Genomic DNA, 13,599 nt, shown 5'->3' with positions numbered 1-13,599 from the left:
ACCGGGGTGACGCAAAACTTGGTTAGCCGCCTCCCAACACACCCCCCAGAACGCCACGGATCAATTCTTCCTCTGGAGTCATTTCCGGTTGTTGTTGCGCAGGTTGTTCTTGAACAACTGGTTCCTGAACTGGGGCCTCTTGAACGGGTTGGGCATCACCTGCGGACGGGGCCACTTCTGGCTCCGTCACTGGTGCCGCTTGTTGCGTCGGCTGTTGTACGGGGGCTGTCTTTGTCGCTGTGCCCTTCGTGGTCGAACCACCCAACAATCCACCAATCACGCCGCTCAAGGCTTCATTGCCACCCAATTTGTCGCCGAGTTTTTCGCCCAGCTCTTTCTGGAGTTTCTGGTTGATGCGGGCACCGACATAGGATTCCAGCGCGCTGTTGGCGAAGGTGTTGCCCGGTTTATCCAACGGACCTTGGAAACGTACCGACAAATTCGGTGCGTCTTCCGGTTCGGCCAGATCGATCGTGCTGGTCATATCAATCGTCCACAGCGGCAGGTTCACCTGCCCCTTGTTGGTGATTGTGGCCGCCGGACCTTTCATCACGAAGTTATCGTAACGCACGATCCCTTCGGCAATGGTGAACGGACCATCAATCGTATCGAACGATGTCTGCCCCCCTTTCAACGCACCACCGACCAGACCGGAGATATTGTCGAACACTTTCGTGGTGGACACCAGCGAGCGGGACAGCGCCGCCAGATCGAAGCCTTCGATCACGACATTTTCACCAGTCAATTTCCCCTGCCCGTTCAGGTCGGAGATGATTGCCGCAGGCGACAGGCCCGAGGCCTTGACCGCCATGTTCAGCGACGCCTTGCCTTTTGCCTTGATCGGCTTGGACCCGCTGAACCCACTGGCCAGTTGTTCCAATGCAACGTTGGTAAAATCGGCCTTCACATCCATCGTAATCGGTTGGCGTTCCTGCGCCGATGATTTCACCGTACCGGCCAGCGCCATCGTGCCGCCCTGAACACCCGCGTTCATTTTCGCGATATTCAGTGTGCCGTCTTTCAACGTCACGCCCAGATCGGCATTGTCCAAAATCCAGTTGCCATAGGTGATGGTTTTGGCGGTGACGGCCAGATCCACATTATACGCCTGCATCCACGCCGTGTTGATGGCATTGCGGGACCAGCGCAGATCGCCGGATTTCGACGCCCCACCCCCAGCGGATTTTGAACCGCTGGATGCCGGGTCCTTGCCCACCAATTGATCCAGCGGCACGGTGCCCGCCTGAATCTTACCGGTAATGCTCGGCTTCGCCGCCTTCATATCGGCGCGCACATCACCCGCCAGCGCCATGGACCCCAGATTGATTTTAATGCCCGTCACATCATAGGCGCCATCGGCCAGATTGATATTGGCATAGGCATCCAATTCTTTCTTCATGCCCACACCCGCGCGATAGGTCGGGGAGAAACGCTGAACCAGCTTTTCAAAATTCGGGTGCATGACACGGGCGGCGATTTTATCGACATCCGGTTTGGTCAATGCGTTGACCACATTACCGGAGGCCTGTAACTCACCCTCCATCGCCTTGGCATTCGCCGTGAAGTTCAGGCTTTCCGGTTTTTCACCGGCCAGCGCCACGCTTAAATCCAGCGGACCAAAGTTTTTCGGCAACTTGTCAGTTTTAATCCCGAAAGATTTCAGCATCGCTTCGGTATCGCTGGTCTTACCGCCCAGAACAATATCCAGACCGCCGAGGTTTTTCAGGTCACGCACGGTGCCCTTCATGCTCATCGCGTTACCATCGCTGTCTTCCAATGCGGCGGACTTCACATCCAGCGCATTGTCCTTCAACGCACCATTCACACGGATGGCGTTATAGGTCACACCGCGCATGGTGACGTTATCCAGAACGGCATCAACACTCAGATCCACCGGCAGGTTCAATTTCGCCACCGTTTCACGGATCACCGTTTCCATCGGTTTCGCCGCACCCGTAGCCGGAGCCGGGGCGACGGCGTTATTTTCCGCTTTCACATCGCGGGCGATGAAATTGTCGATATTGATACCCGATCCGCGCAGCATAATCGCGGCATCATCCTTGCCCGATTTATCCAGCGCATAGGACCCGGCCACATCAACCTTGGTTTTACCCAAATTCAGCGAACCGCTGCTCACCTCAGCCTTGGTCGGTGTAACCGTTCCCTTGGCGGTGACGGCCATGCTGTCCATCAGCAAATTGCCCATGGATTTTATCGTGGCATCCGGCACAAAGGCCGACAAAATGGTCACAGGTTTTTGCGCCGTGGCCGCCGTTTCAAAATTCAGGGTCGGGTTGGAATAAACCACGCCGCCCGTTTTCGCCGCGGTTGACGACGCATAGGCCAGCGTTGCAGAAGATTTCAGCGAACCACCACCCGGCATGTCGCCCGATTGTTCGGCCAGACGGATTTGACCGCCCTTTTTCTCAACCACGAATTTAACATTGTTGAACGTGGCGCCCTTGGCCGACAAAGCGGCCAGCGTGGCATCGACCCGCGCATCAATCGCCATCGGCACCGCCAATGTTTCAGGAATAAAAGGCTTCTTCGTCGCGGCATCACCCTTCGCCGCGCCCTTCGCACCAGAACCAGCAGCGGATTTCATAAAGGAATCCAAATTCACCGGCGTATCGCTGGCCACAACGATCTGTACATCCATCGGCGCATTGTTTTTTCCACCAAGGTTGGCCACAGCAATGGAACCACTGGCCTTGATATCACCAAAGGCAAAGGTTGCCGTTTTCATGTCGGCTTTATCCGCCGATGCGGTCAGCATGCCGCGAATATTCACCGCCTTGGCCAACGCCGGATTTTCCGTGCCCGTAAATCCCGCGATCATGGCGGAGAGGTCCGGCGTTTCCACGCTGGTTTCACCCTGTACTTCCGGTGTGCCATCAAGGGCCACAACACCACTGAAATTCACTTTGCTTTTGGACGCGGGCAATCCAACGGTGGTTTGCAAGGACAGGGTCTTTGCACCCTTTTCCATGCGTCCGGTTTGGGCATCAATTTCGATGGTTTGTTTGTTCCAATCAAAATCACCCTTCACCTTGAACGGGCCAGACAGGCTGCCGGCATTGATTACGGCATCAATGCCGTCCAGCTTCGTTTCCTTGGCGGTGCGGCGATCAGCATAAATAAATGTGCCCTTTTCAATTTTCAAATTATCGAGCGTGACGGCTTGCTCTTTTCCGGCATCTGCGGATTGACCCGCGCCCGCATCATCTTTTTTCCCGGCGGAGAGTTTTTCGGTCATCCATGTCTGGGTGCCATCCTTCGCCACTTCCAGACGAATAACGGGCTCAACCAGATTGACCGTATTCACTTCCACGCGTTTGGACAGAAGCGGCAGCAACGCCACGCTGACTTCGGCTTGTTTCAGTGTCAGAAGCTCCACCGCGTCACGGCCTGCTGTGGCCGGAACGGATACGCCCAGATTTTCAATGACCAGATGCGGGAACGGCAGAACGGCCAGATCCAGCTTGCCGCCAAACGTGACTTCATATCCCGTTGCGTCTTCGACTTTGGATTGGATCAGGGGTTTATATTTTTCCCAATCAACAAAACTGGGCGCAATAACAGCGCCCCCCAACAAAACGACAACAATGCCACCAGCAACAAGACCGATTTTTTTCACGTCAACTTCTCCGGTATTTTATGTATTTTTTAAGGCGGTTGGTGCGTCCCTACTCTTAAGAATGGGATGCAAAGGTGGCAAGTTCAAGGCATCGCCCGAAACCCCGCATAAAACCACCATTTTAATCGTCGGAATATTTTTCCTGAAACGATTGAACGGCGGCCAGAAACTGGTTCAATTTCGGCTGCACGGCATTTTCAAAACTTTGCTGCTGTACGCGCGGCAAAGTTACGATGATGGTTTCATAAATATTCTGGACCGTTTCCACCAGAATTTTAATATCGCCATGGCGGTTGATCAACGCGCTGTTCGTTTGAATAATCCGCTTCATCAGCATCGGCACGATGGCCCGCACGGTCGGATCGCTTTTGCGCAGTTTGTCGTCCAATGTCTGGCGCGTAATGACCACCAGAACGGAATCCTCAATCGCCTGCACCGTCGCACTGCGCTTCTCATCGAAGACCAGCGCCATTTCACCAAAAATCTGCCCCGGGCCCAATTTGGCCAGCTCGACATCCTTGTCATCATGCTGGACATAGACGCGCACCTTACCCGACTGAACAAGGAACGCGCAGTTGCCGCTGTCCCCTTCACGGATAATGAACGATCCCTTTGGAACCGCACGGCGTTCGAGAACCTGATTTTCGGGGTTGATGATAGCCATACTCGCAATAATCCTTTGTCCGCTTAGGACATGTACTGACCGCCATTGGCGGCAATGGTGGCACCGTTGATGAACCCAGCGGAATCCGATGCCAGATAAGCAACCAGCCCCGCAATTTCATCACACCGCCCCATACGCCCGGCGGGGATTTGCCGGACGATGGAGTCCAGAACATCCTGACGCATGGATGCGGTCATGTCGGTTTCGATATACCCCGGCGCGATGGCATTAACAGTAATGCCCTTGGCCGCGTTTTCAAGCGCCAGCGCCTTGGTAAACCCGATCATTCCGGCCTTGGCGGCGGAATAGTTGGTTTGACCGAACTGACCCTTCTGCCCGTTGATTGAACTGATATTCACGATGCGGCCAAAACCGCGATCACGCATACCGGACACCACGGCACGGCACGTGTTGAACAACGATGTCATGTTGGTGTTGACCACTTCGTGCCATTGCTGGGCCGTCATTTTGTGCAGGACGGCGTCGCGGGTGATGCCCGCGTTGTTGACCAGAATAGCCACCGGACCCAAATCGGCCTCAACCGCCGCACAGGCCGCCGCGCACGCATCGTAATCCGTCACGTCAACCTTGTACGCTTTTAAGCCCAGTTCGGTTTCACACTGCTTCGCGGCTTCTTCGTTACCGTGATAGAACGCGGCTACCTTGTACCCGGCCTTGACCAGAGCTTCGGAAATCGAACGGCCAATCCCGCGTGTACCGCCTGTTACAATCGCTACTTTATTCGTCATTGTTCACAAAATCCCTTAAGCAACTTTTTTCAGATTTTCGGATGCATCGCGCTCAACGCACATGGCAATACCCATGCCGCCGCCGATGCACAATGTGACCAAGCCACGTTTCGCATCACGGCGCGCCATTTCATGCAGCAACGTAACCAGAACGCGTGTGCCCGATGCACCGATCGGGTGGCCGATGGCAATCGCTCCACCATTCACGTTGACCTTCGCCGGGTCCAACGCCAGATCTTTCAACACGCACAAAGATTGCGCGGCGAAGGCTTCGTTCGCTTCAACCAGATCCAGATCGGATACGGACCAACCCGCTTTCTCCAACGCCTTGCGCGATGCCGGGATCGGGCCAGAGCCCATCACCGCCGGATCAACACCCGCCGTGGCCCAGGACCGGATGGTCGCATAAACCGGCAGGCCGCGTTTTTTTGCTTCGCTGGCGCGCATCAGAACAACGGCGGCGGCGCCGTCATTGATGCCGGATGCGCTGGCCGCCGTCACGGTGCCGTCCGGTTTGAAGGCCGGACGCAAGCCCGCCAGAGATTCAGCCGTCACGCCTGCGCGCGGGAATTCGTCTTTATCAATGATCACCTCATCCTTCTTCACCTTGATTTTCACTGGGGTGATTTCAGCGGTGAATTTACCGGCCTTTTGTGCGGCTTCGGTTTTTTGCTGGGATGCGGCTGCAAAATTATCCTGATCCGCGCGCGTGATCTGCCATTTCTCGGCAATGTTTTCGGCGGTCATGCCCATGTGGTAGCCATTGAACGCATCCCACAAACCATCGACGATCATCGTATCGACCATCGTGGCGTTGCCCATCTTCGTGCCGTTGCGCATGTGCATGGCGTGCGGGGACAGGCTCATATTCTCTTGCCCACCGGCGACGATAACGTTCGCGTCACCGTTCAGAATGGATTGCATGCCAAGCGCCACAGTGCGCAGGCCAGACCCACACACCTGATTCACGGTCAGTGCGGTTTTTTCATGCGGGATGCCCGCGGCCATTGCGGCCTGACGTGCCGGGTTTTGTCCGGCGGCGGCGGTAAGGACCTGCCCCATAATCACTTCGTCAATATCGGCGCCGCCGACTTTGGCTTCGTCCATCACCGCGCGGATCGCAACCGCGCCCAGATCATGGGCGGGCAATGTGCTGAGACCGCCATTGAAATTACCAACGGGTGTGCGTTTGGCGGCGACGATAACGATGGGATCATTGTTGTTCATGGCGACAGTCATAGGTCACTCCCCTTGCAAACATGCAAAAACCGGGTTCATTTGAAAGATGCCCGTCATTATTGCGTTTAACCGGGAATATGCAAGGGTATGGGCCGATTTTATGCGGGCTTTACCCGGTTTTCAGCCAGTCCGCCAACGGCGCCCAGACAGTTTCCATAGCGTTTCGCCCTGCCATCAGGCTGATATGCCCGCAATCGGGGCGCAAAATGGCCGCATCCGGGTGGTCTTTGCATAACGACAACGCCGATTCCGGCGGAACCAATAAATCCCGCATGGCCGCCACCACCATCATTTTCGTCGCATCCAGATGATCCAGTCCGACCGTGCGGTCCCCCACCTGCCACACCCCGTTCACCGGGCGGTTGTGGCCGTACCAATCCATGATGCACACGCGCGCGACGCCGGACGGCAGATCGTGCCCGCCATTCAACCAATCTTCCACCGCAATGAACATCTGTTCCTGCGGTGTGTCCGCCGCCATTTCCAAAAATGATGCAAATTTGGTCAGGGCCTGTTGCGGATTGACGGCGGCGAAAACTTTCTGCACCCAATCCATGGGCAGGGTTGGTCCCGTTTCAATCATCTGCAACGCACTGGCCGCGCCCGCAACCACCTGCGCCGCCATGCGCGGATTGCCGGCATGAAAATCCCATGGGGCCGATAAAAACGCCATTTTATTGAACTTATCCGGGTATAACGCCGCCGCAATCGCCAGCAACGTGCCGCCCATGCAATAGCCGATTGTGTGCGGCGCGTGACCATATGTATCGTGCAGGAAATTCACCGCGCCCATCACGCGGTCATCAATCACACCGGACATCGTGTGAAGCGCGGGGTCATCCACCATCCGCCCCCAATCGAGCAGATAGACATCAAAACCCTGTGCCGCCATCCAGCGGGTGAAGGAACGATCGGGAAGAATGTCGAGAATTTCCGATCCGTTGATCATGGATGGAATGATCAGAAGCGGTTGCGGGTTCGGTGTTGCGGATGGATAAAACAACAGCCGCACCGTGCCCGCCTGCCACCGCGATTCGACGGTGGGCGATGGGCGGCGATAGCCATGATCTTGATATTTCCGTATTCCGGACAGCATGGAGGCCATCGCCTTCCCATGTTTTTGCCGCGCCGCATCATCGGCATCCGGCCCCAGCATCAGCGCCGCCGCGCCCAGATAAATGCTCAGCGCCGCCGGACGGCGTTCAAAACCGTCGGGTGAATTTTGCTGCGTTGCATTCATGGGTGTCGTCACCATTGGGGCAAAAAGCTTTTCGGGCTATGAATTTTGTGCATAATAGCAATCAGTTTTCCGGGGTCATAACCATAATTTCCTTATGGCATGACCAAACAGGAGAGGATGGTAAACACTATGGCGACCAAGACCCGTTCCGACAAGCCCACCGTGATCAAGAAATATGCGAACCGTCGTTTGTACGACACAGGGCGCAGTTCATACGTCACGCTGGATGACCTTTGCACAATGGTAAAGGAAGAGCGCGATTTCGTAGTTTATGACGCGAAAACCGGCGAAGACCTGACCCGTTCCGTATTGACCCAGATCATTGTTGATCAGGAAGGCAAAGGCGGTCAGAACCTGCTGCCGATTTCGTTCCTGCGTCAATTGATTGGTTATTACGGCGACAGCATTCAATCCATCGTTCCCAACTATCTGGAACATGCGCTGGACAGCTTCTCCAAGAACCAGGAAAAATTCCGCGAGATGTTCTCTGTCTCCGCTTTCGAAGAATTGAGCCGCCAGAATATGTCGGTGTTCGAAAACGCGTTGAAGATGAACCCGTGGACATCCGCCTTCCCGAACCCGTTGACGGGTGGCAAATCCACCGGAACGGATGCCGATAAGGTTCAGGACATGAAAGAAACGATTGCAGAATTGCAAAAAGAAATTGATCGCCTGTCCAAATAAGGGGATCTGATTGATTTAAAACCCGGCCATTGGCCGGGTTTTTTATTGGGTTTTTCAGGGCTGATTTTTCATCAATTCCATGATCTGTTCCGCCGTCATATCGTTATTGGGGCGCGGTTCATCATGGTGTTGCAGGATTTTGCGCAAGCTGTGTTCACGCGGCAGCCACACCCGCTCCACCGACGGGAAACCGAAGACATAACCCTGAATATGATCAACGCCATCCCCGGCCAGCATTTTGGCTTCGGACATCGTTTCCGCGCCCTCGCCCACCGTTTGGATATTCACGCCCTTCGCCAGCGTGTTCAGTGTTTTGACGAACAGGCGGTTTTCGCTTTCATCAATTTTGCGGATAAAGGATTTATCGATTTTCACCATATCGACATCCAGCCGTTTCAATTGCGCAAACGCCGTATAGCCCGCACCAAAATCATCCAGCGCCACACGGCACCCCATATCGCGCAAGGTGCGCACGATACGCATGGTTTTTTCAATATCGTACATGGCCACGGATTCCGTGATTTCCACGATCAAGCGCCCCGCCACATCGGGCCGTTCACGCAAGGCCGACACCAGACCGCGCAACCAATCCGGATCGGTCAGGGTCAGGTTCGATACGTTGACCGACAACGTTAAATCCGAAAACGCCGCCAATTCCTGAATGGCCAGATGCATGGCGTAGCGATCCACCAGACGGCTGAGGCCCAGACGTTCAATGGCGGGCATGAAATTTCCGGCGGAATGCAATTTTCCACCTTCATCCACAAAGCGGATCAGGCATTCGTGGAACGACACATGGCTCGATTTGCTGTTGATCACCGGCTGGAAGGCCAATTTCACACGGTTGTCTTTTAACGCGCGCAGGAAGGCATCGCCGGAGGAGAGCAACATGCGCGTGTTCTGCGCCTCGGTTGCGGCCTCACCATAGGAGACAAAACGCCCGCGCCCGCGTTCCTTCGCCGTTTGCATGGCCATTTCGGCCCGTGTCAGCATATCCGCCGGGTCTTTGCACTGCCGGTTGATATGGACACCACCAATCGAAATACTGATCCCGACCGGGCCACGTTGCGTCTGGATCGGGGATTCATAAAAATTATGCAGCATGTGGTGCGCGACCGCCGCCATTTCCGCATGCGGCGCATGGGCGAAAAACACGCCAAACACATCGCCATCAATCCGCGCCACCGTTGCGGAATCGCCAACCAGATCGCGCAGGCGTTTACCGGTGCGGTCAATCACCTCGTCCGTATATTGCGCGCCAAAGGCTTCGTTCAGCATCGACAGGCGATCAATGCCGATCACCAGCAAATAACCGACATTGTTCAGGCGTGATGAATTTTGTGCCTCTGTCCATTCCACAATCTTCTGACAGATCAACAAGCGCCCGTAATGCGTCATGCTGGTGTCATAGGACACCATGGAGAATGAACTGCTGACCAGATTGACCGCAGGTTTCACAGCATTCGAAAATTGTTTTTCATCCACGATCCGCACCGTGCCGCACAGGATGCGATGCCCTGTATCGGGGTCGAGTTGCAGGGTGGCATGTTCATGCACATCAACCTGCAATCCATTGCCCCGCCGAATGCGGAAATTGGCCTTCATTGCCGGGGGCGTCATTGGATCGACTTGCAAGGCCAGTGCATCATGCATGGCCGCCAGACGGGCGGGAATATCCTGTGGGTTGATCACGCGGGCGAAATCGGCGCTGGTAATCGGTTGAGCAGGATCATCGACGCCCAATAGCGTATGAATATCGCCCTGCCATTCAATATGGTCGGTGTCGATATCCCAGACATAGGCCGCCAGGCCCTGATCCGCTAAAGTCTTCTGGAGATGAATGCGCCAGAAATCCGCCAAGATGTTACGCCCCGCTCACTGCGGTCCCCCGTTGGAGGACAAGAGAATCATGCCGTACAAACCCAGTACGCCCCATAATTTAAGCTTAGACGTCAAATGGTTACCAAGAGCTTTAGAATTTTAATAAAATTTGAAATAAATTTTCGCAAAAATCGAAGGAAACCGCGGCCTTTGCACCCCATAAACGGGATAAGGCGGCCCGGTGATGGGGCCGCCTTATCCAAATAACCCATTGTTTTAAATCGCGAAGTTTACTTCAGCGATTGAGTCTTCAAGCCGCTGACCAGACGGTCGCGGGCATCCATGGCCAGATCCATCGATTCCGGGGCGGCTTCGTGGGCAATGGCGGTGAACATGCTGTCCTGAATAGCGAAGAGCAGCGATGCCGAAGCCCCTGCCCCGCTTTCGTCCACGCAGGCGATTTCATAGGTGGACACGCTGCCCCCCTGAACGGTGCCTTCCGCAGCCGGAACAGCGGCGAACTGTCCCTTGCAACGGCTTTCCGTGCGTTTCAGATATTCCTGAACATTCGTGTCAAAGTCCGCGGGGGAGCGCAGGATTTTCTGCTCCGCCGAACCAAACACACCCGTGCCCGCTTCCCAACGATAAGCCACTTGTCCGGCACTGGTTGCCGCAGCAATCGGCTGCACATTCTGGCTCAGTGTAAGGCCGGATCCGCGCAGCACTTGTTCCAGACGGTTGCCAGAGACCAGCGTGCCCGATGATGTTACAGGGGCAATTTCACTTTTCTGAACCGGGGCTGGGGCCTGATAGGATACAGGTTCAACTCGCGGCTTCGGCTCAACCGCCGCGAAGCGATCATACGACACCTCGACCGGTGCCTTGCTGACCGTTTCCGCTGTGCGGTTGCTCAGGTTGGAATTGGCCTGCGCCAACTGGCTCGCCATGGTTGATTTTTCGCTGTGCAGATTGGACAGTTGCGTATTCAGGCTGGCCACTTCGGCTTTCAGCGCATCAACAATCCCGCCATCATCCTTTTCAGTACCGGCCTGAACCGATTCACGTTGCGCATAGGAACGTTCCAGATCGGCCACGCGTTTTTGCACTTCCTGATCCACGCGGGCGCGTTCGGTCGCCAGTTGTTGTTCCAACTGGGCGATGCGCTGGTCTTTGCCATCATCGCCACCGCCAGCCAGTTTTTGTTTGGTCAGGGCCAATTCTTCTTCCAGACGGACCAGACGGGCGGTTTGTTCTTTCTCGGCAATTTTCGGATCAAAGAGCATGTATTCCAGCTCTTTCTTCTCGCGTCCGCATTTCGCACGTTCTTCATCCAGCAAAGAGCCAAGACGGCGTGTTTCGCGTTCGGCTTCGTTGAAACGGCTCGTGGCCTGTTCCAGATCCCAGTTGGCAGAGGCAATAACGGTTTCCTTGCCGCCCGCGCTCTTGGCCACGCGCAATTGTTCGGACAGACGATCCCGCTCCGACCGGATCACAGCCAATTCGGCCTCAGCCGCGCGCAATTGCGTCACGGTGGCCATATTGGTTTTCAGCTCTTCGCTCGGTGCGGTGGTTTTCGCCTCCAGCGCCGCCACTTGCTGACGCAAGGCTACGTTTTCCTCGTTTGCTTTTTTCAGCAAATCTTGCATCTGCGTCAATTCGGCCGGGGCCGCATTGTCTTGGACTTTTGCGGTCTTCGCCGTTTGCAGTTCGGCAACCAGATGATCGCGCTCCGCTGCCATGTCTTTCAGGCGGGTTTCCAGCGCTTGCAACTGACTGGTGCTTTCGGTTTTCGACGCGGTTGCGGATTCGGCCACTTTGGCCTCCAGCGCAACGACCTGTTGTTTCAACGTATCGCGTTCGGCCTCAACCGCCTTCAACTGCGTCGTCAGATCGCCCGCTTTGCTTTGTGCGGCGGCCACGGCATTGCCGGTTTCAACCTTGGCACTTTGCAGCGCGGTCAGTTCAGCCTTCATCTGCGTATTTTCGGTGCGCAGGCGGGTCAGTTCGGCACTGGCCGCTTCGCCTGCTGTTTTCGCCTGTGACAACGTCACCATTTCGGCTTTGATCTGCATGTTCTCGGCCTTCAGGCGTGTGAGTTCCGCATTGGCGGCCTCGCCCGCTGTCTTGGCTTGTGCCAGCGTGGCCATTTCCGCCTTGATCTGGGTATTTTCCGTGCGCAGTTTCGTCAATTCGGCATTGGCCGCCTCAGCGGTGGTTTTCACCTGTGCCAATGTCGCCATCTCGGCCTTGATCTGCGTGTTTTCAACGCGCAGTTTTTCCAGCTCGGCACTGGCCACATCGCCCGCCGTTTTGGCTTGGCTCAACATGGTCATGTCCGATTTAATCTTCGCATTTTCGGCGCGCAGATTTTCAACTTCGACGCTCATCGCGCCCAATGCGGCGGCATCATCCTTGGATGTTTCGCACACAGCCGGGGCGGCCTTTGCCTGCTGCCCCAATTGGGACACGCGGGATTGCAGGTCGCTGTTTTCCATTTCCAGCAGACGCAGTTTCTCGCTCATCTCCGACGCGGTGGCGCTGCCGGAGGATTGTTGCTGGTAACGATTTTCAAATTCGCGGCGTTCGCGTTCCAGCGCGTTGCGCAGGCGCATATTCTCCTCGCGCAGATTGTCCAGATCGGTGTTCGCGGACGATGACGCCATCAACGCCGCAGGGGCCGGAGCGGGCGCTGGCGCAGGAGCCGGTTTGGGGGTGGCCGCTTTTGCCGTTTCTTTTACCTTCTCAACCGCCTTGGCCGGCGCTTCGCGCACGACTTCATCAACCTGCATCTTGCGCATCAGGGCATCGCCGCTGGATGATTTCACGGGTGCTTCGGTCAGATCGCGCATCACCGGTTTTTCCGGGGCGGAGAGAATATCCGCCGCATCGGCCTCAACCTGTACCGGGGTCACGGCCATTTTCGGCATGGCCGGAACATCGTCCAGCGACCCGCTGTCGTTTCCGCCCGCAGCCGGTTCAACACCACCGCCCACACAGGCGTACAAATCCGCAATACCGGATTTCATGTTGGATTCGGCAAAGACCAGTTTTTTGTCGGCAAAGGCAATGGCCATCTGGCCGCTGGATTCCAGTGCGTTCATAAACGCGTCATCGCGCCCCATATTCACGGTGATGCCGCGATCGGATGTCGGGACGATTTCAAATTTGCGATCCTGACCCTGTGCCGTTTTCATCCGCACATCGACCGAGATCCCTTTATCAACGGCTTTGTCCTTGCCAAAATCCAGATCAACCGTCGTTTCATCCGCCGCGTTCCGCGCGATGGTCAGTTTCACACCGCTGTCAAACTGCCGCACCAGCGCGCAATGGGCATCCGCCCCGGCAGCAGCGTTGGAGGCCACGCGCATTACGGTCCATTCCCGTTCCCCGGCCGCAAATGCCGCGGCGCCGAACGCCATGTGACCAATCAAAACTGTTGAAAGCAAAAGAGAGCGAGAGCGCATGGTTTCCCCGAAAACGTCGCAGAAATAAAGGTTTTGCAAGCATACAGGCAGGATTCGCATGTGAAAAGGGCTTTCGGACCGGAATGTTCGACTATCCCCGG

Annotated in this window: 8 protein-coding genes; 1 reads left to right on the top strand and 7 read right to left on the bottom strand. The window is 55.8% G+C overall.

Features of this window, described 5'->3' with window-relative positions; all coding sequences use genetic code 11:
• Positions 1 to 22 precede the first annotated feature (22 nt).
• From ACSC94_RS02550 to ACSC94_RS02530, 5 genes are all read right to left on the bottom strand, one after another.
• Positions 23 to 3,637: an AsmA family protein gene (locus ACSC94_RS02550; RefSeq protein WP_435641503.1), complete on the bottom strand. Its 3,615-nt coding sequence runs from the start codon at positions 3,635 to 3,637 to the stop codon at positions 23 to 25.
• Positions 3,638 to 3,758: 121 nt separating this feature from the next.
• The gene (locus ACSC94_RS02545) at positions 3,759 to 4,301 is read right to left on the bottom strand and encodes a Crp/Fnr family transcriptional regulator (RefSeq protein ID WP_435641502.1); all 543 of its coding nucleotides are present in this window, start codon (positions 4,299 to 4,301) and stop codon (positions 3,759 to 3,761) included.
• Between the two features lie 23 nt (positions 4,302 to 4,324).
• Positions 4,325 to 5,050, bottom strand: a complete 726-nt coding sequence (gene phbB / locus ACSC94_RS02540) for an acetoacetyl-CoA reductase (RefSeq protein ID WP_435641501.1) — start codon at positions 5,048 to 5,050, stop codon at positions 4,325 to 4,327.
• Positions 5,051 to 5,065: 15 nt separating this feature from the next.
• A complete protein-coding gene (locus tag ACSC94_RS02535; RefSeq protein WP_435642140.1) occupies positions 5,066 to 6,277 on the bottom strand; it encodes an acetyl-CoA C-acetyltransferase in 1,212 nt (403 codons plus the stop codon).
• A gap of 121 nt (positions 6,278 to 6,398) precedes the next feature.
• Entirely contained in the window at positions 6,399 to 7,544 is a 1,146-nt protein-coding gene (locus tag ACSC94_RS02530) for an alpha/beta fold hydrolase (protein WP_435641500.1), read from the bottom strand.
• 114 nt (positions 7,545 to 7,658) lie between these two features.
• Here ACSC94_RS02530 and phaR point away from each other — a divergent pair, with 114 nt between their 5' ends.
• Positions 7,659 to 8,213 carry a polyhydroxyalkanoate synthesis repressor PhaR gene (gene phaR, locus ACSC94_RS02525; RefSeq protein WP_435641499.1) on the top strand — a complete coding sequence of 185 codons (555 nt, stop codon included), beginning with the start codon at positions 7,659 to 7,661 and terminating at the stop codon, positions 8,211 to 8,213.
• A gap of 54 nt (positions 8,214 to 8,267) precedes the next feature.
• On the opposite strand, the gene ACSC94_RS02520 is transcribed toward phaR, so the two are convergent.
• Both ACSC94_RS02520 and ACSC94_RS02515 read right to left on the bottom strand, forming a co-directional pair.
• The gene (locus tag ACSC94_RS02520; RefSeq protein WP_435641498.1) at positions 8,268 to 10,073 is read right to left on the bottom strand and encodes an EAL domain-containing protein; all 1,806 of its coding nucleotides are present in this window, start codon (positions 10,071 to 10,073) and stop codon (positions 8,268 to 8,270) included.
• 251 nt (positions 10,074 to 10,324) lie between these two features.
• The gene (locus tag ACSC94_RS02515; protein WP_435641497.1) at positions 10,325 to 13,453 is read right to left on the bottom strand and encodes an ATP-binding protein; all 3,129 of its coding nucleotides are present in this window, start codon (positions 13,451 to 13,453) and stop codon (positions 10,325 to 10,327) included.
• Positions 13,454 to 13,599 lie beyond the last annotated feature (146 nt).

The sequence above is a fragment of the Micavibrio aeruginosavorus genome (assembly GCF_051245535.1).
GTDB lineage: Bacteria > Pseudomonadota > Alphaproteobacteria > Micavibrionales > Micavibrionaceae > Micavibrio > Micavibrio aeruginosavorus_D.
Note: the sequence above shows the minus strand (reverse complement) of the source record. Positions and strands in the feature narration are given on the sequence as shown.

What these genes read in the sequence shown, in the direction of transcription:
- phaR (WP_435641499.1), top strand. Translation starts at nt 7,659, where the DNA reads ATGGCGACCAAGACCCGTTCCGACAAGCCCACCGTGATCAAGAAATAT.
- ACSC94_RS02535 (WP_435642140.1), bottom strand. Translation starts at nt 6,277, where the DNA reads ATGAACAACAATGATCCCATCGTTATCGTCGCCGCCAAACGCACACCC.
- ACSC94_RS02545 (WP_435641502.1), bottom strand. Translation starts at nt 4,301, where the DNA reads ATGGCTATCATCAACCCCGAAAATCAGGTTCTCGAACGCCGTGCGGTT.
- phbB (WP_435641501.1), bottom strand. Translation starts at nt 5,050, where the DNA reads ATGACGAATAAAGTAGCGATTGTAACAGGCGGTACACGCGGGATTGGC.
- ACSC94_RS02530 (WP_435641500.1), bottom strand. Translation starts at nt 7,544, where the DNA reads ATGGTGACGACACCCATGAATGCAACGCAGCAAAATTCACCCGACGGT.
- ACSC94_RS02515 (WP_435641497.1), bottom strand. Translation starts at nt 13,453, where the DNA reads ATGGCGTTCGGCGCCGCGGCATTTGCGGCCGGGGAACGGGAATGGACC.